Raw genomic sequence first — 21,718 nt, forward strand, 5'->3', positions numbered from 1 at the left:
ATGATTACTAGAGCGAAATATATTTGACTAAAGTCACCATACAGCACTATTTACCGTTGACTTTGGGGCTAGAACGGATAAATATGGCTACATCATTTACTCATCGAGCGATCAAATGTTCTGTGCAAATGTTCGTTCGGAGAAAAATTTAAATTAATGTAAGTTCGGCTCACTGGTACAACCATTGAGCGCTTCATTAGTTAGCTTGCAAATGCCCGCACCTCTCCCGTTAAAGGGGTGTTATGCGATACATAGGATGATCAAAATGAGCAATAAATTAGAGCAACTTCGTAAACTAACAACTGTTGTAGCTGACACTGGCGATATCGAAGCTATCAGTAAGTACACACCAGAAGACGCGACAACTAACCCATCTCTAATTCTTAAAGCTGCTCAAATTGCTGAGTATGCACCTCTAATCGATGCTTCTATCGAATACGCTAAAGCGCAAAGCGATGACAAAGCACAGCAAGTTCAAGACACTTGCGACATGCTTAACGTAAACATCGGTAAAGAAATCCTTAAAGTTGTACCTGGCCGTATTTCTACAGAAGTAGATGCTCGTCTTTCTTACGACATGGAAGGCAGCGTTGCTAAAGCTCGTCAACTTATCAAAATGTACAACGACGCTGGCATCACTAACGACCGTATCCTTATCAAACTAGCTTCTACTTGGGAAGGTATCCGTGCTGCTGAAATCCTAGAGAAAGAAGGCATCAACTGTAACCTAACGCTTCTATTCTCTTTCGCTCAAGCTCGTGCTTGTGCTGAAGCTGGCGTATTCCTAATCTCTCCTTTCGTTGGTCGCATCATGGACTGGTATAAAGCGAAAGAAGGTCGTGATTTCGAAGCTTCAGAAGATCCAGGTGTAATCTCTGTTTCAGACATCTACAACTACTACAAAGACCACGGTTACAAGACTGTTGTTATGGGCGCAAGCTTCCGTAACATCGGCGAGATCCTTGAACTTGCAGGCTGTGATCGTCTGACGATCGCTCCTCAACTTCTAGCAGACCTAGAAGCAGCAGAAGGCGAAGTAGTAGAGAAGCTAATCGACTCTAACGGTACTAAAGAGCGCCCTGCAGCGATGACTCACGCTGAGTTCCTATGGGATCACAACCAAGACCCAATGGCTGTTGAGAAGCTAGCTGAAGGCATCCGCAACTTCGCAGTTGACCAAGGCAAACTAGAAGACATGATTGCAGCTAAGCTGTAATCACTCTTACCAAATTCAAATAGGGGAACGTTCAGTTCCCCTACTTTTATCAATTTTGTTTTTCTTAATTTTTATTCGGAAGTTCTTATGAATCGCAAACATCTAGCTAACGCTATTCGTGCTCTAAGCATGGACGGCGTACAACAAGCAAACTCTGGTCACCCAGGCGCTCCTATGGGCATGGCTGACATCGCTGAAGTACTTTGGCGCTCTCACCTAAACCACAACCCAGCAAACCCAGAGTGGGCTGACCGCGACCGTTTTATCCTGTCTAACGGCCACGGCTCAATGCTGATTTACTCTCTGCTTCACCTAGCAGGTTACGAGCTTTCAATTGAAGATCTTAAGAACTTCCGTCAACTGCACTCTAAGACTCCAGGTCACCCAGAGTACGGCTACGCACCAGGTATCGAGACGACTACTGGCCCTCTAGGTCAAGGCATCACTAACGCTGTTGGTATGGCGATGGCTGAGAAAGCACTTGCGGCACAGTTCAACAAAGAAGGCCACGACATCGTAGACCACTACACTTATGCATTCATGGGTGATGGCTGTCTGATGGAAGGTATCTCTCACGAAGCATGTTCTCTAGCAGGTACGCTAGGTCTTGGTAAGTTGGTTGCTTTCTGGGATGACAACGGTATCTCTATCGATGGCGAAGTTGAAGGTTGGTTCTCTGACGATACACCTAAGCGTTTCGAAGCTTACGGCTGGCACGTAATCCCAGCCGTTGATGGCCACGATGCTGACGCTATCAACGCGGCTATCGAAGCAGCTAAAGCAGACCCTCGTCCAACTCTAATCTGTACTAAAACAGTGATTGGCTTTGGTTCTCCAAACAAAGCAGGTACGCACGACTGTCACGGTGCACCATTAGGCGCTGATGAAATCGCAGCAACTCGTAAGCAACTAGGTTGGGAGCACGGTCCTTTTGAAATTCCGTCGGAAGTTTACTCAGAGTGGGATGCGAAAGAAGCAGGCGCAGCTAAGGAAGCAGCGTGGAACGAGAAACTTGCAGCTTATGAAGCAGCATACCCTGAGTTGGCAGCTGAATTCAAACGCCGCGTAAACGGTGACCTTCCTGCTGAATGGGAAGAGAAAGCATCAGCAATCATCGCCGATCTTCAAGCTAACCCAGCAAACATCGCATCACGTAAAGCATCTCAAAATGCTCTAGAAGCGTTCGGTGCTATGCTACCTGAATTCATGGGCGGCTCTGCTGACCTTGCGCCTTCTAACCTGACTATGTGGTCTGGTTCTAAGTCTCTTGAAGCAAATGACTTCTCTGGTAACTACATCCACTACGGTGTACGTGAATTCGGTATGACGGCTATCATGAACGGTATCGCTCTGCATGGTGGTTTCGTACCCTACGGCGCAACGTTCCTAATGTTTATGGAATACGCGCGTAACGCAATGCGTATGGCTGCTCTGATGAAAACTCAGAACATCCAAGTTTACACTCATGACTCTATCGGTCTTGGCGAAGATGGTCCTACTCACCAACCGGTTGAGCAAATCGCTTCTCTACGTCTGACTCCAAACATGAGCACATGGCGTCCATGTGACCAAGTTGAGTCTGCTGTTGCTTGGAAACTGGCAATTGAGCGTAAAGATGGCCCTTCTGCACTTATCTTCTCTCGTCAAAACCTTGCACAGCAAGATCGTGACGCTGAGCAAGTGGCAAACATCGCTAAGGGTGGTTACATCCTGAAAGATTGCGAAGGCAAACCAGAGCTTATCCTGATCGCGACTGGTTCTGAAGTTGAGCTTGCTGTTGAAGCAGCAGCACAACTAACAGCTGAAGGTAAAGCAGTACGCGTAGTCTCTATGCCTGCAACTGACGCATTCGACAAGCAAGACGCTGAATACCGCGAGTCTGTACTTCCATCTGACGTAACTGCACGTATCGCTGTAGAAGCTGGCATCGCTGACTTCTGGTACAAGTACGTTGGTTTCGGTGGCAAGATCATCGGTATGACAACGTTCGGCGAATCTGCACCAGCAGGCGAGCTATTCAAGATGTTCGGTTTCACTACTGAAAACGTAGTAAACACAGCAAAAGAGCTTCTAGCTTAGTCTTGATTAAATTGTCTCACCCTTAAATGGGTTGATGCATACAGAAAGCCCCGCATGAAAATGCGGGGCTTTTTTGTATCAGTTGCCTGTTAGTCTTTGATTGTTAACAGTTCCTTTAGCTCACAAAAAAGCCCTGCTAATTTCGCAAGGCTTTCTCTTATTTCTTACTCGGCGTAAATCTAACCGCTATTTCTCTTCGAAACGCTTCGCCAATTGATAGAATTCATTCACTTGCTCTTTGAGTTCTTTCGAATGATCTTTGACTGAATGTGTCGCCACTAGGTTTTGCTCGGCGGTTGACGCGATAGACTGCATATGAAGGTTTACGTCACTAGATAGCTGACGTTGCTTATGTGCGGAACTTTCAACCGACTGCATTAACTCGTTCATCGATTGCATTAGGTTCTCAACTTCTGACAAGCGCTCTGCACTTACCTTTGCTACATCGCCACACGCATCCGTTTGTTCTCGGTTAGCCAAAATATCTTTCTGCCAACCTTCAATCGTCGCTAACATGGTATCAATGCTCTCTTTGATTTGAACCGTCGCCTTAGAAGTGCGACCCGATAACGCACGCACTTCATCAGCAACCACCGCAAAACCACGTCCTTGCTCGCCTGCTCTAGCCGCTTCGATCGCAGCGTTCAGTGCCAACAAGTTGGTTTGCTCGGCGATTCCGCCTATCTCTTCCATTATCTTGCTGACGCTTTGAGCTTGGTCGCTCAGTTGGTAAGTTGTTTGGGTGGCCTTCTCTGCCTGTGAAGCTAAGCTTTCTAAATTTTGATGAGTTTGATTAATGCTTTCTTTAGCACCCGCACAGGTTTGCAAAGTCACATCAACAATCTGATGCGCTTCTTCTGTACGAGAAGAGACCTCATTCGCCGTGACTTCAACTTCTTCAGTTGCTTCACGCACTTGTAAAATATCTTCCGTTTGTTGATCTAACGCTTCTGACACTTCAAATGAAGTCGTATTGAGATTATCAGCTAAGTCTTGCAATGGCTTCGCAGAATCCGTCATACGACCTAACACCGTTCTGATTCGCGCTGACAACAGCTTCAAATGGAAGTCGGCGATTGAATACTTACTATTACCTGAATAAACAAGACGACTGACACTATCAAACTTAGACTGAAGCTTCTTTAACTGTAACGGTGTATCAATGAGTTCTTGTCGGAAAAGCAGAGCCAATGCAGAAACAGGAAGCAAACTAAGAAACCATTGCGACATTTGCCCAACTTCGACTAGATTTGATACGAGAGGCGCAGCCAACGATCCCAATAACACGGCATAACGAACACTATCGCTGATCTGTAATGACCATTGGCGGCCAGACTTCTCAGCCTTCAATAAGCCTTGGTAGGCCTTATCTGCAATCTGCACCCACTCATTCTTAGGTTTAACACGAACAGACTGATACCCACTCACCTTTCCATTATCGTAAATTGGCGTGACATAAGCATCGACCCAATAAAAGCCACCGGACTTCGTTTTGTTCTTTACGATTCCACGCCACGCTTTACCTTGTTTTAGGTTGATCCACATATCGGCAAATGCAGCTTTGGGCATATCACCATGCCTGACAACATTGTGGTTTTGTCCTAGGAGTTCTTGTTGGCTATATTCTGCTATACGACAAAAAGCATCATTACTGTAAGTAATCACACCTTTAAGATCGGTAGTTGAGACGAGTTGTTCGTTTTCGCTTAGAAGCGTTTCACGTGATTGAGAAAATGAGCTGACAGTCATTATATTAACTTTTGTTAATTATTATTTTAGGCGAGGAATATATACAATTATTAAAGTTATGACAAAATGTGAATATCACATTTTGCGTAAATGCCTGCTATTTATACAGATTTAAGCTAGATACTTCACAGAGTTCGAACTCACCCTACAAATTTAAAAAGCCAAATCACTCATCTAAATTGACAGCTGTACTGAATTTCACCGTTCTCATAGAAACAGACGTGTGAAACTTACGAATATTTAAATCTTTGCGCAATACACGCTCAACAAAATCTTCATAGGCTTGTATGTCTTTGACCGTCACAATCAACATGAAGTCAAAGCTGCCTGATATCTGATAACACTGCGTGACCTCTTCTGCCTTTGAAATAGAATGGCGAAAGATCTGGTAAATGTCCCCTCGGTCACGCTCCATTTCCACGGACACAACCAAAGTCATCTTACTGCCGGTCAGTTCTGGGTTGATGATAGACACATCACCAACTATAACGCCCTCTTCTCTCAGCCGTTTCACTCGCTTTAAGCAAGCAGGCGGTGACAATCCGACCAGTTCAGCCAATGTGAGGTTTGGAATTCGGTTGTTCTTCTGCAGTTCAACGAGAATATTCCTATCTATACGATCAATTACCATAATTTCTTAAACCAAGAATTTTTTGACTTATAATTTTTAATATTACGATAATTAAAAAATCCATAGCAACTTTAAAGTTCAATTTAGAAACTTTAATCACATCAATCACGGTAAGATCTTTTCATACTAAACAATCGAACTATGGTCGTAACGATGAAATCAACCTATCAATTTTTTAAAGAACTCCTTAAAGAGATTATCGATGTCACCTCGACTCTTTTCCGAATCATGATTCCAATTATCATCGTGATAAAGGTCATTGAAGAGCTCGGCGGCATCGTGATTCTTAGCGAATGGCTTAGCCCAATAATGGAAAGCGTCGGCTTACCAAAAGAGATGGGATTGGTATGGGCAACCACCATACTCACCAACATCTATGCGGGGCTCATTATTCTCATTAACTCAGATATTCCTCTCACTGTTGCTCAGGCTTCTGTATTAGGCAGCATGATGCTCCTCGCCCATTCACTGCCAATCGAAGGTGCGATAGCCAAAAAAGCAGGCGTCAGTTGGTTGGCGACGTTATCAGTCAGAGTCGGCGGCAGTTTGGTATTAGCATGGTTATTGAATCTCAGCTATCAATATGGCGACTTACTCAACTACCCCGCGACAGTGCTTTGGCAACCGGAAGTATCAACGGATACAAGTTACCTCACCTGGGCCTTGGATCAGCTTAAGAGTTTTGCGGTTATCTTCATGGTAATCTCAGCACTATTACTGCTACTCAAAATTTTAAAGCTTGTCGGAATTGAAAAACTGATGGCTGTAATGTTGAGACCATTCTTAAGACTGTTAGGGATCAGCAAAGACGCAACCAACCTAACGATTATCGGAATCACGCTTGGGCTTTCGTTTGGCGGTGGCTTATTGATCAACGAAGCCAAGAAAGGACATATCTCAGCTAGAGACGTGTTCACCGCGCTCATGCTGCTCAACTTGCTCCACAGTTTGATTGAAGATACGTTGTTGATCCTGCTCATTGGGGCTGACTTCTACACCATATTTTGGGGAAGATTAGTATTCTCAGTGCTTGTCGTTGCTTTGATCTCAAATGTCATCAAGCGCATTAACCCCAAAGTGTGTGAACGGTACTTCTATCGCGATGTCTCTCAATCATAGGTATTGTCACCAAATGACTAACTAGAATACAAACGAAAGAGCCTAACTCGGCTCTTTTTACTACTTATTCGTTTATTCCAAAAAACTCTGTTGTTGCACGCTTTCCATCTAAAAATAATTTAACGACTAAAGTTACATTCATCTCTTATAATTTAATTCACTTCTAGATTTCCAAATGCACGAAAATAATTAAACAGTGATTATGACAAACCTCATATTTATTACCTTCTAGAGTAATAACGTTCATTTCAATGAATAGTACTAATAACCAAACTATCACCTATTTATTCATTAACTTTCATTAAATAACTGACAGAAGAATAATTAACCCATCTTATTTGATATTAACTCTTAATGTTGAAATCGGAACGAATAATTGTTTGTAAAAATTAACCATTTGATTGGTTAATTTTATAAATATATTTTGTTACATAATCAAAACTAATGGCTCTTATCACGATGTCTTCCAAAACAATGCCTTTAATAGTTCTACTTTATTGCTCACTGTCACAGGCTTCCACTATTGAGAACGATGAACTCTTGCTGAAATCATTGATTGGACGAGGCGTTATCTGCTCTGGCTTAACCTATGAGGACAATCAAGAAGCTTTGCGTGTTTATCTCAACGCTAAAAAAGTGAAGGGCACTCCGTTTGATTCAAAAAATAGAAAAGAGACAACTAATACAAAAGAAATAGAACGTATAAAAGAGATAGAAAATACGAAACATACCACAAACACACGTCAGTTAAATATAACACCACAAGAGTGTATTAGGCCAAACTCGGACAACAGATCCGAATAAGGCAAGTTGATACTGATATCGACATGGAAATATAAAAAGGAAATACAATGAAAATGATGAGAAAAACATTGTTGGCTTCAGCAATGCTTCAGGGCAAGATCATGAAAAACCCTTATGGAATAAGGGATGACTAGTAGTCATATTTTCACTAATTAGATACTGAAGTCACAATAATCTCAATACATCCAAGATCGATTTGATGATCAGATTTAGGTGTGATCATATACTGTTTTTTAACAGCAGATATTTAGCCTAATGAACGGATTAAGCCTTTTGGACCATATTTCAGTTATTCGAGACCCTCGCCAAGCTTGGAAAATAGAGCACACGCTAACCGACATTATCTTCTTAACAATTGCAGCAGTGATTGCTGGTGCTGAAGGTTGGGAGGATATTGAAGATTTTGGTGAAGATAACTTGGAATGGCTTAGACAGTATGGTGATTTCAAACAAGGCATACCAGTACACGATACCATTGCCCGAGTTATCAATCTTATTTCCGCCAAGCAACTGCAACGATGTTTTACTGCGTGGATGAAAGACTGTCATGAGGTGACTGAGGGTGAAGTGATTGCTATCGACGGCAAAACTCTCAGAGGCACATACAACAAAGACAAGCGTTGTGGTGCAATCCATATGGTTAGTGCGTTTAGTGCTGCAAATCAAGTTGTGTTAGGGCAGGTTAAAACAGCAGACAAAAGCAATGAAATCAAAGCGATCCCCGAACTGCTTGAAATGCTTTCCTTACGAGGTTGCTTAGTGACGATTGATGCTATGGGATGCCAGAAGGATATAGCTGAAAAGATAGTCGGCCAAGATGCAGATTACCTCTTAGCGGTAAAAGGTAATCAAAAACGATTGGAGCAAGCGATTAGCCAAGTCTTTAATTCTAGTATGCTTAATAGTTTTGAAGGTGATAAATACGTCACTCAAGAGAAAGGACATGGTCGTACAGAAACGCGTTTGAGTATGGTTGTTCACAATACAGATTTCTTAGGCGATATAGCGCTTGATTGGGCGGGACTCTCCACCATTGGTATGGTCGTTTCAATTCGTCAAGAAGGTGATAAGCCAGCAGAAACAATGCAAATCAAGCACTACATAAGCTCAGCAAAACTGACAGCTAAAGCTTTACTCGAGAGCACGCGAGCACATTGGAGCATTGAAAATCAGATGCACTGGCGATTAGACGTAGGTTTTAAAGAAGATGAATGTCGGATTCGTCGAGAGCAAGCTGGTGAGAATTTAGCAGTTATAAGACATATAGCTTTAAATCTGCTGACGGAAGAAACCAGCTTCAAAGCAGGGATCAAAAGAAAGCAGAAAAAAGCAAACCGTAGCAATAGCTACCTTTCGCAAGTCCTTGCAGTACAAGGGGCTTCGTAATCTTGCCCTGAGCAATGCTTGCTCTATTTAGCGTCAGTAGTTATGCAAAGACACCTATTGATTTAGGCGTGGTTAATGAAGACAAGCTAATTGAAATGCTAATAAGACAAGGCTTAGTTGATCAAGACGCAACCGATGTAGCAAAACACGATGCGCTCGACCGTTATTTAAAGAATAAGATCAATTCTGGTTTTAAAGGTGATGCCCAATTCGGTAAAAAAGCGCTAGAACAACGAGCGAAGATACTGAAAGCCATCGAGAAAGGATCTGGTGTTAAAAAGGCGAGCGTCTTTGCTTTGGAAGTCGGCACCAAGCGTACAGATAAAGTACTCGCTCTACTGGTTGATTTTCCTGATTTAAACTGGGACGACAACAAACTGACTGAAGAACATACTCAGATGTTGTACGCGAGCTACAATCCAAATCATTATCAAGAATTGTTGTTTTCAAATTCTGGCTACATCGGACCTAATGGCGAGAACCTAATCTCAATGCGTCAATATTACCAAAGCGAATCAGGTGATAGTTACAGCGTTGCAGGTCAAGCGGTAGGTTGGTACCGCGCTTCTAAGCCTGCGTCATTCTATGGTGGCAACTCCCCTACCACCGACAACGACTTAAACGCACAGGAACTGGTTCGTGAAGCGCTTAATCAACTGGCGCAAGACCCAAGTATCAACCTTGCCGATTACGACATTGAAGATCGTTACGATTACGACGGTGACGGAAACTTCCGCGAACCCGATGGTGTGATAGATCATCTAATGGTGTTCCATGCATCGGTAGGCGAAGAAGCCGGTGGCGGCGTATTAGGCCCTGATGCAATTTGGTCTCACCGCTTTAATCTTGGCCAAGCTCATATTCTTAGTGGCACCTCAAGTTCCCTCCCTCACCGCTTTGGTGGTCAATACGCCGCGTTCGATTACACTATTCAGCCGATTGATGCTGCAGCCGGGGTTTGTGCTCACGAATACGGCCACGATTTAGGCTTACCTGATGAGTATGACACTCAATACACAGGCAAAGGTGAACCGGTTTCCTATTGGTCAATCATGTCTTCAGGCAGTTGGGCTGGTCAAATTGGTGGTACACAACCAACGGCATTCAGCTCTTGGGCAAAACACTTCCTACAAAAATCGATTGGCGGACGTTGGATTAACGACGACCAGATCTCAATTGATGACCTAGAAGACAACCCACAAGTTTATACGTTGTTCCAAACAACGGATAACAACCGTCCGAACATGATTAAGGTCGATCTTCCTGAAAAGCAAATTGAAAGTCTGAAACCCTTTGAGGGAGAGTATTCGTTCCACTCTCAAAAAGGCGATGACCTGAAAAATAACATGACTCGCAAGTTGGTGATTCCAGCGGGTGAATCTGCGCTGCTGTCTTTCAAAACTTGGTACGAGATTGAAAAAGACTACGACTTTGCGCGGGTACTCGTGAATGGACAAGCCATCGCAGGCAACATCACCTCAATGGATGACCCATACAATACTGGCCTCGTTCCTGCTATTGGGGGCGAATCTGGCGGGTGGATTGACGCTGAGTTTGACGTTTCACAATGGGTAGGCAAAGAAGTAGAACTGTCATTCGAGTACATCACCGATGGTGGCTTGGCGATGGAAGGCTTCTATCTGGATAACCTCAGTGTTATCGTTGATGGTGAAGTCACCTCAATAGACGATGGTGAAAGCAACTCCACCTTCGCCCTAAATGGCTACAAGCTGAGTAATGGATTCCACCAAGCGCAACACTACTACCTGCTGCAATGGCGTAGCCACATGGACGTTGATGAAGGTCTAGCCAACATCAAACGCATGGGTCAACTGATCTCATTCGAACCGGGCCTCATTATTTGGTACGTCGATGAAGCTCTCACCGATAACTGGGTAGGCAAACACCCAGGCGAAGGTTGGCTAGGTGTGGTGGATGCAGATCAAAATGCCATGGCATGGGCGAATTCAGGAGAAGTCGCTCAAACTCGATTCCAAGTGCGTGATGCTGCATTCTCACTGAGTGATCAAGCACCAATGCGCCTCGTCAATGGAGATAACGACGTACTAGAAGACACCAACTTAGTTGGAACTGCCAACTTCTCAGATACTGAAGACTACGCATCACCTCAAGCACCAGACTCAGGGCGTAAGTTAACAGAGTTTGGCCTTGAAATTGAAATACTCAACCAAGGTGAAAACAACGAATATGGTGTGGTGCGTTTATCTAAAGTAAACCAACACAACGTCGCCCCTACTGCAAACTTCGAGGTCGATGTTACTGGCCGGAACGTTTCTGCACGTAACTTCAGTTCTGATCAAGACGGTGAAATCACCAATTATCTATGGGACTTTGGAAACAGTACAACAAGCAACGAAGTGACACCAACTTGGTCTTACGAGCAAGCCGGTGAATACACGGTAAGCTTGACCGTTGTCGACGACAAAGGCGCTACCGATTCGTTTAGCTCATTAGTGGTTGTTGAGTCTCCAAATGCTCTTCCAGAAGCGAGAGCGAAGTACATACACTTGGGGCGTTGGGTAACCATGTGGTCTACAAGTTCAGACAGCGATGGTCGTATTGTTGATACCAAGTGGACACTTCCAAACGGAAAGGTGAAACGTGGTCGCACATTCACGTCAATCTTCCCTTCATACGGAAAGCACGAGGTGACACTGAAGATAATCGATGACCAAGGTGGGATTACGACTAAGACAATTTTAGTCGACCTGTAAATCACAGCAGGTTTTTAAACCCAATAATAGCGATGTGGACTCTACCATATCGACTTGAAAGCAAACTTAAGTACTGTTGTCACAGGAGATAAGCCACGACAGCAGTTTTAAGAAAACGTGATTATTTAAGCCGTAAGCAAAGCCCTACCAAATGGTAGGGCTTTTTATTAGTCTGTATTTCAATCTAACAAGATTCGTACTACCTATAATAAGCTTGAATTAATTGGAGGCTTGGAGGCTTGGAGGCTTGGAGGCTTGGAGGCTTGGAGGCTCAGAAAATCATCATACTGGCTGTTTTTGAACACGCGATTTACGCGCGCTAAAAGCGAACAGCAAGATCACAGCTAATACGAAGGGTAATACGTAGATATTAAGGTTCTGCCACCCTGCTGTTGATTCTAGCCAACCAGAAAGCATCGCTGTGATAGTCACACAACCAAAGACAACAAATTCATTGAATGCTTGAGCCTTGGCTTTGTTTTGCAATTGGTAAGACTGACTAAACAAGCCTGTTGCCGCGATAAACATGAAGTTCCAACCTACACCTAGCACGACCAAGGCCGCTCTGAAGTGCCAGATAGATTCGCCATGAATGTTAATCGCAATACAGACAACGAACAGAATCCCGCCCGCCAAGATCATCATTCTTGAGCCAAACTTCTCGATAAGCGATCCGGTAAAGAATGCAGGTACAAACATCCCCAGAACATGCCACTCAATCACGCCAGCCGCCTTGGTAAAATCAAAACCACAGCCAATCATTGCCAACGGTGTTGCTGTCATTAGGATATTCATCACCGCATAAGCGACCATTGCAGCAAAAACTGCTCCAATAAAGTTCGGTGCTTTAACGATCACACCTAAAGGATCAGCTTTGGGAGCCTGACTATTAAAAGAGACTCTTGGAAATTGAATGGTTTGTAAGATAAGCAACGCAAGAATGTTCAATCCAATCAACGAAGCAAAAGCACCAATATACAAGCCATCTTGCGACCATTGTTGCGACATAATCGCCAAGTTAGGCCCTAACACGGCAGCAAGAACGCCACCAGCCATTGATATAGAAATCGCACGATGGCGAGCATTTTCATCGCACACTTCGATAGCAGCGAAACGATAAAGCGTGCCAAAACCTATACCTATCCCAAGCAAAAATGTGGCGAAGCAAAACAGATAAAAGTGTTGTTGAGATAACGCGTAAGTTGCAAGACTTGCCCCTTTAATACCGACTACGTTGCCAATACTAAACCCTCGTTTTCGTCCTAACTTACCTGAAATTAAAGACGCGGGAATAGTGGCCGCCATTAAACCTAAAAACTGTAAAGCAACGGGTAAAGTAATCATGCTGACACTAGGGGCGATCTGTTTACCTATCAAACCAATCACCGAGATCAGTAATATATTACCCGTCATCAATAAGGCCTGACACAGTGATAGCAGCCAAACGTTTCTATTCATCTTCATTCCCAAATACGATCGTAGTCGGCCAATAAACCAAACATTCAACAAAGTCGCAACACTTTGTTACTCAATAAATAGATTAACGTCCGTATCTAGCCAAAAACACATATCGTTCGCTTTACACTAGCTTGCTTTGATTTCCATAGAAGTGTCTTTTTGAGGTTGAAATTATCATTACTTAATAGAATAATAATTTTTCGTTATTCATGTTGATTTTAATTTTGCTATTCACAGGTTTGGGGATTTGGAAATGAGTATGATTAACCCGCTTTGGCTAAACACGTTTAAGACTCTGGTTGAAGTAGGTCATTTTACCCAAACGGCCGAAAAGCTGTATATGACGCAGCCCGGAGTTAGCCAACATATCAAAAAGCTAGAGCAAGTGTGTGATTGTGACCTTTTATCGAGGGAAAATAAGAGCTTCGAACTTACCGAGCAAGGTCGCATTATGTATCGCTATGCTCTCAAACTGGAAAAAGACCAAGAAGATCTTTTCGAGTCTTTGAATTTTGATAACCCTTATTCAGGGCAATGCAACCTTTCGTGCTCTGGCTCTTTATCTCTGCGCCTTTATCCAAAGCTTCTTGAATTGCAGCAACAGCATAGAGAATTAAGCATTAACCTAGAAGCAGCTCCCAACAAGAAAATATTAAATGACTTACTTGAGGGCACGACAGATATCGGCATCGTGAGACATTCTCCAAACGACAGTTATTATCAAAGCCAAGTCATCGGTAAAGAAGCGTTGTGTTTAATCGTCCATCAAAGCCATGCAGGTTTAGAGATAACACCAAAAGTGTTGGATGACATTGGATTAATTGCGCACCCAGACTCTGCCCATTATCTGTCTTTGTATTTCGACTTATGCGGAGACAAAGATTTGGCGAATATCAACATCAACGAAATACCAAAGTCTGGCTACATCAATCAACTTCATCAAATATTGCTACCAGTATCAAAAGGATTAGGCTTTACGGTACTGCCCGCCGGTGCTGTTGAACACTTCCCAGGCAGAGATAAGCTGTACGTTGTACCACCAAAGGTAAAGGTAGAAGAAACGCTGTATTTGGTTCAGAAGAGGAACCGAAAACTGCCACACAGATACGATACTGTCATTGATCTAATCAAACAAAATGTCCGTGATTAGGTGTGTTTGCCGATTTGATTAGACCCTTTTACCGTATTGTAGCTGTTTACTGCATTTAGTCTTTAACTGCATTTAATCTTTAACTGCATTTGACCTTTAGCTTCATCGGTTCCTCCAACATTATTGGCCCCTAAACTAAAACAGTTAAAAGGGCCAATTTTTTGAGTACTGATGTGATTTAACACAAATTATGTGATTATTGAAAAGTTCGGATTACGTCAGTCGCCCGCTCGAAATCATACCCATCCAGCGCACGTTGCACCTCTTTAAGCTCGGCAGAACTTGGATACAAAACAAGTAACTCAGACACATATTGCGCAGCTTCGTTGTCGTAGGCTTCAAGTAGACTGAGCAACTTCACTCTTTGCTTCTCTGTCACCGTTGACGACAAAGCTCCTAGATTAACCGCTTCAACTACTTGTGATTTATCAAATTGACTTTCAATAGCCTTAATGAGCTCGAGCAAACCATGTTTACCTTCTTGAAGATCAAACTCATGACACTCCTTCGCATGGGCTTTCGCCTCTAAATCACTTAGCAAGCCTGCTAAACGTACTCCACCAATCGATGCTGCCATACTTTTCAAGGTATGTAGACTACGCTCTAAATTCACCCATTCACCTTTCTCATGACTCTCAAAGGCCTCTGCCATGATCTTTGGTGCACTATTGTCGAACTTTCTAAGCAGCTTATCTTGGAGTTCAACGTCGGATTGAGTGAGTTGCTCAAAGCGCTGTTTTGAGAATACAGGAGATTCTTCAGAGTTCTCATCAATGGAATGGTCATCGTTCTCCGCTGAGCTCACCACTTGATCCGTTAAAGGTGCAGCTTTTCCTTCGACCATAACCTCAGGCACAATGTACTTAATAAGCAAAGAGCTTGCTTCATCAATGATTATCGGCTTATCTAGGAAATCTGTTACCCCTGCGTCTCTTGCTCTCTGTTTGGTATCAGCGAACACATTAGCCGACATCGCAATGATAGGAACTTGCATGTCAAACTCTCGAATTTTCCGTGTCGCTTCAAAGCCATCCATAACTGGCATTTGAAGATCCATTAAAATGACTTCGTAATCATTATTTTTGGCTAGTGAAACGGCCTCTTGACCATTTTCGGCCAAATCTGCGTTTAGCTTGAAACGATCCAAGAACGCCAATGCCAAGTCTTGATTCAGTTCATTATCTTCAACCAAAAGTACCCTTTGCCCTTTAAATTCAACATGGTAATCAAGTTTTAATTCTTGGGACTTAAATTGCTCAAGTTCTTGTGCATTCGATTTAAGTAACGTGATAGGGAAAGAGAATTCACTGCCGTTACCCAACACGCTCTCGACTGAAATTTTACTGCCCATAGCATGCACGAGTTTCTGACTAATATTCAAACCTAAACCAGTACCACCAAATTTTCGGGTCGTGGTGCTGTCAGCTTGACTAAATGCTTGAAAGAGCTTGTGTCGATTCTCTTCTGATATCCCGATTCCCGAATCGGATACACTGATCTTCATACTCACGCTGTGATCGTTAGACTCCAGTAGAACAGCGGTTAATGTCACATGTCCAAACTCTGTGAATTTAATGGCATTACCAATAAGGTTAAGAATGACTTGAAAGAGCCTTAACGGGTCGCCGAGCATTGGACTGTTTAACTCTGGGTCAACAGACATCGATAGGTTAAGTTGCTTTTCTGACGCCTTAGACTCCATCAGTTCTATGACATCTTTAAAGGTCACCATAGGGTTAAATGGGATGCTATCAATGAATAGCTGCCCCGCTTCTATTTTAGAAAAATCGAGGATATCGTTAATGATACTTAACAGTGAATGTCCTGAACGATGCACTTTCTCGATATAATTTCGAGCAACAGGATTAGATATTTCGCCAATAGCCAAATAAGACAAACCGATAATCGCATTCATCGGTGTTCTGATCTCATGGCTCATGTTAGCTAAGAAATCAGATTTAGCTTGGCTAGCCAGATCGGCTCTCTCTTTCTCTTCTTCAAGTTGCTCATTTAGGCGCTTCATTTCAGAGATATCAAAAGCCCAAAATAGAGTCGCGACTTCCCCATCAAGTTCAAATAGGTAATAGCTCACAAGCGCGACAAAGCGGCCTCCATCAAACTTTCTCAGCACTAACTCCCGGTTGACTACTTTACCGTTAAGATCTAGCTCTTTGTCAAACGCATCACGATCAGACAAAGAGTCATAAACAACTTCAACATCGATAGAAGAGAGTTCTTTTCGTCCCACCCCAAATAGGCGTTTGGCCGTATCATTTGCATAACGCACTTGGTCATCAACAATGACACTCGCCGCGATAGGCGAAGTATTCAGGATGTTGTATAGTTGATCTTGTGCTTTGCGAAGTGCTTCGGTCGCGTTATTGGCAATAGTGATTTGTTTGGATAGCTTTCTATTCCAAAATACAATCAGCAACACTATCACGATCGAGAATACCGATATGGTATAAACCAGTTGGTAATCAATTTTTTCAATCGCTTTAGGTGCCGCCCATTTAGCTGATATTTTTTGATGATCTTCAGCTGATATATTTTCAATCGCTTTATTCATAATTGACAACAATAACGGCTCAGACTTTATGACATGAAATGTTGGTGACAAGAAAAAATCTAATCGCCCAATGATCCCAATACCTCGGTAACCAAACGAATCGATCAAGTAATTAAGCACGTCGACAGTGTCAATAATTCCATCGAGCTCACCAGACTCAACTCGCTCCAACCCTTTTCTCGTAAAATCGACAAGCTCCCATTCAATATTTGGGTAACTTTCCACAATAGCTTCAGTATTGGCACCATTTGCTAATATTCCAAGCTTCCATCCATAAGCTTCTTCCAGCACAAGACTATTAATATCTCGGTGTGAAGCTATAGCAAGACGGCTAGAAAATAGCGCTTTTGCTGGTTTTACATTTTCACCTAACGAGCGGTTCTCGACAGCAGCAGACACTAGATGAACCTGACGGTGATCAACAAGTCTGCGAGTTTCTTGCCAGTTTTCAACATCAACATGACTCAATCGTAACCCAGTTTTTTGTTCAATTAACGTCAGGTAATCATCAATCATTCCAATATATTCATCCTTACTAGACAAGGCTTCATAAGGTAATGAATTGGGGTCGATACCTACTTTTAGTTCGGGATGGTTCTTGATCCATTGACGCTCTTTTTGGCTGAGATTTAGAAGCTCACCAGTCAAGTTGTTTGATTGATAGACACCGGCGATATAACGCTGTGCTCCTTCTCCAAACGATTCAAATTGTTCAATGGAAGGGAAATATACATAATTTCTTTCGACGGAACTAACATCAAAGTAAAACGTCATGAACCCTGCATTAACACTTCCTGTTTGCGTTTTATAGCCAGCGCCTTTAGTCACAGATGATAATTTGGAGGTGTTTTTTTTGTTCAGTGAGGAATCTAGATCTTCGCCTAAATACCAAGACTCAATAGGCCTTTTGTTGTTATCTGCTTGTGCGGAAATCACTCTAAAAGTATGCTCAGCATCGAATATATCGAAGATCCTAGGGAGCTCTTCAAAGCGGTCATTCACAATAAAATAAGCCGATATTTGAGCAATGATGTCGGCCTTCCTAAGTACTGGAGTAAGATCATTCCTAACTTGAGTTTCAAGTATCTGCTCAAACTCGTCATTAGTTTGCTTTAGATGTTTAATCGCTTCATTGAAGCTGTCTCTTAGCTTAGCTGATCTAAAATCCACATAAATCGGATAGTTGACTTTAAAATCTTCATGTAGTTCGATTTCACGCATCTCAATGAAACGGGTATTCATGACAAACCACCTCAGCACCCGTTTCTCAACCATTAATAGATCGACGTTTTGTGCACGTAGCTGAGAAAATGCAGATTCTAGGCTGTCGATATCCTCAAGGCTACCGATACTGACTTTGTTTCTCAGTATCTCAACGGAGTTTTTTATTGGCGAAGTATCATCAAATAGCAAAGCACCCAGCGATAAATTTTCGGCAGAGTTGAGGTTCAAGTTGCGCCTTTTTAGCGAAATAGGTACAAACTCAACATCCATGATTTTATCACTCAAAAAATGTACTGAAGCCCCATCAGCCTGTATTCCTGAAACAAACGATATCGAACTATTATTATCAATAGCCTGGTTGGCTGCGCTACGAGGAAGAGTGACAACGTCACCAAGTCGATATCCCATATTGTTGAGCGCGCGCTGCATAATGTCATGCTCAATCCCTACAGATGTACTTTCTGGGTACATGTAAGGAGGGTTACCAAATCCAAACACACCTTTTACTGGAGTGCGATAGGGCGAATCTTTTAACCAGTGCGATAAAATCCGGTTTTTCTTCCCAATATCAAATGTTGCGATTTGTTGGTTTAACAAAGCAAGCAGTTTGGCGTCCCTAGTTCGAACAACCATTGAAGCTTCTATGTATTTCCAGCGTTCGAGAACGTAATTAACCGCTAAACTGTATACGCCGCTCTTGTGAGCGAGATCTAGCGTAGTGACTGGCTCAGCAAGCATGCCATCGACTGAGCCTTCTTCCAGAGCACGAATAGCATCAATAGCAGTATCAAATTGAACTCTTTCGATCGAGCTGAGTTGTACTCCTGACTTTTCTAGATCGATACTATTTCGCACCATGGCGATACGACGCTTATCAGATTGCTCGATGTTATTATTAGTAGGATCGTCGGTAGGGAGAATCACCGCGATTTGGTAGGGAATATAAGGGCTAGTAGCGAGAAATCGACCGCCTTCGCTTGGGTCGAATTGCTGGAAAGGAAAAACATCGCCACGCCCATCAAGTAGGACCTGCTTTGCTTCGGAATGAGAGTTCACACTTATAAAGTTCGTTTCAATTCCATAATTGAGTTCAAACTCTTTCGCCCAATCTCGAATAATACCGGATACCTCACCTTCATCATCGATAAATGAATAAGGATAATGACTGGAAAGCGCGATAAAGGTCACTGTTGGTTTGCTTTCTAACCACTGGGTTAAATCATCTTCACTGACGCTTTCAGCATAAGCATGTGGTAAACCAACGATCAGAAGCGATAAGCTTGAAATGAGAATAAAACACTGATTAATCCATGTAATAAAGCGCTTATTCATCTTTGAACTTCTCTTTAATCGCTAGTATCTCGGGCAAGTTGACGAGAAACAAATCGACTATTGTCGGGTCAAAGTGTTTGCCTTTCTGCTCCGTAATTAGAGCAAGCGCCTCTTCAACACTCCACGCTTTTTTGTAAGGTCTTTCAGCCGTCAGAGCATCAAACACGTCAGCAACAGCCGCAATCCGACCAACTAAAGGAATAGCTTCACCCGCGATCTGATTTGGATAACCGCTGCCATCCCATTTTTCATGGTGATACTGCGCCACTTGGGTTGCCATTCGCATCAACTTTGAATCGCTTTGTCTACCTAGTATCTCAACACCATACTCAACGTGCTTTTGCATGGTAGCCCATTCATCAGCATCCAACTTACCGGGCTTCAATAACACACTATCAGGAATGCCGATTTTCCCAATATCATGCATCGGCGCCGCATCACGGAGAGTCTCTGCATCTTCGTCTGTCATGCCTAAGGCTTTAGCTAATACTTCACAATAATGACTCATGCGCATGACGTGCATACCAGTTTCATTATCTTTAAATTCAGCCGCTCTACCCAATATGTTCAGGGTTTCTAGCTTACCGAGATTGATCTCTTGAGTTTTCTCTTTTACCTGACTAAACAACGCGCGTTGTTGGTCATAAAGTGTAATGTGAGTCTTAACCCGCTGAAGTGCAATAGCTGGTGTGATGGGTTTGGTAAGGTAATCTACAGCCCCCAAAGCCAATCCTTTTACCTCCGCTTCGGGCCCAATTTTAGCGGTCACGAATATGATAGGAATATGGGCAGTATTCGGTTGTGATTTTAACTGTTGGCACACCTCATATCCGTCAATATCAGGCATCATAATATCAAGAAGAATGAGATCGGGTTGCGGTACCATTTTCGCAATTTTAATACCAATGGTACCGTTAATTGCTACTTTGACTTGATAGATATCTTTGAGTATTGCAGTTAACACATCCAAATTACTTGGGGTGTCATCTACGACTAACACTATAGGTTTCCGACTCATTGATACCTCGTATAAAAATCAGACAGTTATAACCATAGTGTAGATGGCTTTTCACACCTCTCAACACGAAAATGACAAATGTTTGTTAAAAATGAAGGATAGATCTTCGACTAACATCAAACTAGCGATGAGTAGGTCTTGATGTCAAAAACTCGACTGGATTTATTATGCAACTTACAGCGTAACACTCTGATACTCTGATACTCTCAAAGTATATGGTTAAACATATCTTGGTACTGAGGAGTGTGTTAATGGGTTCAACACCATACCACGCACTGTAAAGGATCAACCTGGGTCACTTTATCAGCAGTCGCAAGAAGCTCATCTTAGAAGATGACGAAGTTACAAGGCGTTAAAATTACAAGAAGCTTAAATTGTAAGAAGATAAAGCAGCAAACGCGCAAAGAAGCTTGGAGAATAAAAAAGAGCTCCTCATATGGGAGCTCTTTTCCTTTTTGTATCTAGAAACTAATAGGCCTAACGACCAGAGTAATACATACAGATTCGAACACCATCGAACTCACGAATCTCAAATGGGATCTCGTAAATCGACTCCATCACTGATTTTTCAACCACTTCCGCAACCTTACCTGACTTAACCACTTTTCCTTTCTTCATCGCGACAATGTTATCTGAATAGCAAGACGCGAAGTTGATGTCGTGAATCACGATCACTACTGCTTTATTAAACTCATGCGCTAAACGACGCAACGTCTGCATGATTTCAACAGAGTGTTTAATATCAAGATTGTTCAGTGGTTCATCTAGGAACACATAATCCGTATCTTGTGCCACAACCATCGCGATAAACGCCATTTGACGCTGACCACCACTCAACTCATCAAGGTATTTGTTTTGGATCTCGGTAATGCCAAGGTGTTCGAGCGCTGTATCGGCGATCTTATGATCTTCGTCTTTCAAGCGACCTTGGGAATGCGGAAAACGCCCAAAACAGACCAACTCACGAATCGTAAATCGCATATTGATGTTGTTTGATTGTCTTAACACGGCAAGGTGCTTCGCTAGCTCTTTGGTATCCCACTCAGCCAGTAACTTATCGCCAATAACCACTTCACCCGCGTCACTGTCTGTTAAGCGACTCGCCATTGAAAGCAGCGTACTTTTACCCGCACCATTTGGGCCAATGATAGAAGTTACTTCGCCTTTCGGGAACATGGCACTGGCATCATCCACCACAAGTGTCTTGCCATACTTCTTACTTAAACCTGTTAATTTAATCACTACTTA

General features: G+C 42.8%; 13 protein-coding genes. 7 read left to right on the forward strand and 6 right to left on the reverse strand.

The window, feature by feature from the left end; translation table 11 throughout:
* Nucleotides 1-265 precede the first annotated feature (265 nt).
* Nucleotides 266-1,216, forward strand: a complete 951-nt coding sequence (gene tal / locus OCW38_RS19260; RefSeq protein WP_010430444.1) for a transaldolase — start codon at nt 266-268, stop codon at nt 1,214-1,216.
* A gap of 87 nt (nt 1,217-1,303) precedes the next feature.
* Entirely contained in the window at nt 1,304-3,295 is a 1,992-nt protein-coding gene (tkt, locus tag OCW38_RS19265; RefSeq protein WP_010430445.1) for a transketolase, read from the forward strand.
* Between the two features lie 186 nt (nt 3,296-3,481).
* Here the strand turns inward: tkt and OCW38_RS19270 are convergent, their stop codons facing one another.
* On the reverse strand, nt 3,482-5,044 hold the full coding sequence (locus OCW38_RS19270; RefSeq protein WP_016768318.1) for a methyl-accepting chemotaxis protein: 1,563 nt from the start codon (nt 5,042-5,044) through the stop codon (nt 3,482-3,484).
* 166 nt (nt 5,045-5,210) lie between these two features.
* On the reverse strand, nt 5,211-5,675 hold the full coding sequence (locus OCW38_RS19275; RefSeq protein WP_010430447.1) for an Lrp/AsnC family transcriptional regulator: 465 nt from the start codon (nt 5,673-5,675) through the stop codon (nt 5,211-5,213).
* A 153-nt stretch (nt 5,676-5,828) separates the two neighbouring features.
* On the opposite strand from OCW38_RS19275, the gene OCW38_RS19280 reads away from it, so the two are divergent.
* The 4 genes from OCW38_RS19280 to OCW38_RS19295 all read left to right on the forward strand — a co-directional run bounded on the left by OCW38_RS19280 (nt 5,829) and on the right by OCW38_RS19295 (nt 11,719).
* The gene (locus OCW38_RS19280) at nt 5,829-6,794 is read left to right on the forward strand and encodes a hypothetical protein (protein WP_010430449.1); all 966 of its coding nucleotides are present in this window, start codon (nt 5,829-5,831) and stop codon (nt 6,792-6,794) included.
* A 459-nt stretch (nt 6,795-7,253) separates the two neighbouring features.
* A complete protein-coding gene (locus OCW38_RS19285; RefSeq protein ID WP_010430452.1) occupies nt 7,254-7,598 on the forward strand; it encodes a hypothetical protein in 345 nt (114 codons plus the stop codon).
* Between the two features lie 255 nt (nt 7,599-7,853).
* Nucleotides 7,854-8,984: an ISAs1 family transposase gene (locus OCW38_RS19290; protein ID WP_261875708.1), complete on the forward strand. Its 1,131-nt coding sequence runs from the start codon at nt 7,854-7,856 to the stop codon at nt 8,982-8,984.
* A 14-nt stretch (nt 8,985-8,998) separates the two neighbouring features.
* Nucleotides 8,999-11,719: an immune inhibitor A domain-containing protein gene (locus OCW38_RS19295; RefSeq protein WP_261895770.1), complete on the forward strand. Its 2,721-nt coding sequence runs from the start codon at nt 8,999-9,001 to the stop codon at nt 11,717-11,719.
* Nucleotides 11,720-12,001: 282 nt separating this feature from the next.
* On the opposite strand, the gene OCW38_RS19300 is transcribed toward OCW38_RS19295, so the two are convergent.
* Nucleotides 12,002-13,177, reverse strand: a complete 1,176-nt coding sequence (locus OCW38_RS19300; RefSeq protein WP_261895772.1) for an MFS transporter — start codon at nt 13,175-13,177, stop codon at nt 12,002-12,004.
* A gap of 259 nt (nt 13,178-13,436) precedes the next feature.
* Here OCW38_RS19300 and OCW38_RS19305 point away from each other — a divergent pair, with 259 nt between their 5' ends.
* Nucleotides 13,437-14,327, forward strand: coding sequence for a LysR family transcriptional regulator (locus OCW38_RS19305; protein WP_016768313.1), 891 nt, complete (start codon nt 13,437-13,439; stop codon nt 14,325-14,327).
* A 196-nt stretch (nt 14,328-14,523) separates the two neighbouring features.
* Here OCW38_RS19305 and OCW38_RS19310 read toward each other — a convergent pair whose 3' ends face one another.
* The 3 genes from OCW38_RS19310 to OCW38_RS19320 all read right to left on the reverse strand — a co-directional run bounded on the left by OCW38_RS19310 (nt 14,524) and on the right by OCW38_RS19320 (nt 21,712).
* On the reverse strand, nt 14,524-19,452 hold the full coding sequence (locus tag OCW38_RS19310; protein WP_261895774.1) for a response regulator: 4,929 nt from the start codon (nt 19,450-19,452) through the stop codon (nt 14,524-14,526).
* The gene (locus OCW38_RS19315) at nt 19,445-20,470 is read right to left on the reverse strand and encodes an HD-GYP domain-containing protein (RefSeq protein ID WP_010430468.1); all 1,026 of its coding nucleotides are present in this window, start codon (nt 20,468-20,470) and stop codon (nt 19,445-19,447) included. Before OCW38_RS19315 ends, OCW38_RS19310 begins: the two co-directional genes overlap by 8 nt.
* 477 nt (nt 20,471-20,947) lie before the next feature.
* On the reverse strand, nt 20,948-21,712 hold the full coding sequence (locus tag OCW38_RS19320; RefSeq protein WP_261895777.1) for an iron ABC transporter ATP-binding protein: 765 nt from the start codon (nt 21,710-21,712) through the stop codon (nt 20,948-20,950).
* Between the last annotated feature and the right edge of the window lie 6 nt (nt 21,713-21,718).

It is taken from the genome of Vibrio cyclitrophicus, assembly GCF_024347435.1.
Taxonomy (GTDB): domain Bacteria; phylum Pseudomonadota; class Gammaproteobacteria; order Enterobacterales; family Vibrionaceae; genus Vibrio; species Vibrio cyclitrophicus.

Bases quoted from the DNA above. Each gene is read 5' to 3' on its own strand.
- tal (WP_010430444.1), top strand. From the start codon at position 266: ATGAGCAATAAATTAGAGCAACTTCGTAAACTAACAACTGTTGTAGCT.
- tkt (WP_010430445.1), top strand. From the start codon at position 1,304: ATGAATCGCAAACATCTAGCTAACGCTATTCGTGCTCTAAGCATGGAC.
- OCW38_RS19270 (WP_016768318.1), bottom strand. From the start codon at position 5,044: ATGACTGTCAGCTCATTTTCTCAATCACGTGAAACGCTTCTAAGCGAA.
- OCW38_RS19275 (WP_010430447.1), bottom strand. From the start codon at position 5,675: ATGGTAATTGATCGTATAGATAGGAATATTCTCGTTGAACTGCAGAAG.
- OCW38_RS19280 (WP_010430449.1), top strand. From the start codon at position 5,829: ATGAAATCAACCTATCAATTTTTTAAAGAACTCCTTAAAGAGATTATC.
- OCW38_RS19285 (WP_010430452.1), top strand. From the start codon at position 7,254: ATGTCTTCCAAAACAATGCCTTTAATAGTTCTACTTTATTGCTCACTG.
- OCW38_RS19290 (WP_261875708.1), top strand. From the start codon at position 7,854: ATGAACGGATTAAGCCTTTTGGACCATATTTCAGTTATTCGAGACCCT.
- OCW38_RS19295 (WP_261895770.1), top strand. From the start codon at position 8,999: ATGCTTGCTCTATTTAGCGTCAGTAGTTATGCAAAGACACCTATTGAT.
- OCW38_RS19300 (WP_261895772.1), bottom strand. From the start codon at position 13,177: ATGAATAGAAACGTTTGGCTGCTATCACTGTGTCAGGCCTTATTGATG.
- OCW38_RS19305 (WP_016768313.1), top strand. From the start codon at position 13,437: ATGATTAACCCGCTTTGGCTAAACACGTTTAAGACTCTGGTTGAAGTA.
- OCW38_RS19310 (WP_261895774.1), bottom strand. From the start codon at position 19,452: ATGAATAAGCGCTTTATTACATGGATTAATCAGTGTTTTATTCTCATT.
- OCW38_RS19315 (WP_010430468.1), bottom strand. From the start codon at position 20,470: ATGAGTCGGAAACCTATAGTGTTAGTCGTAGATGACACCCCAAGTAAT.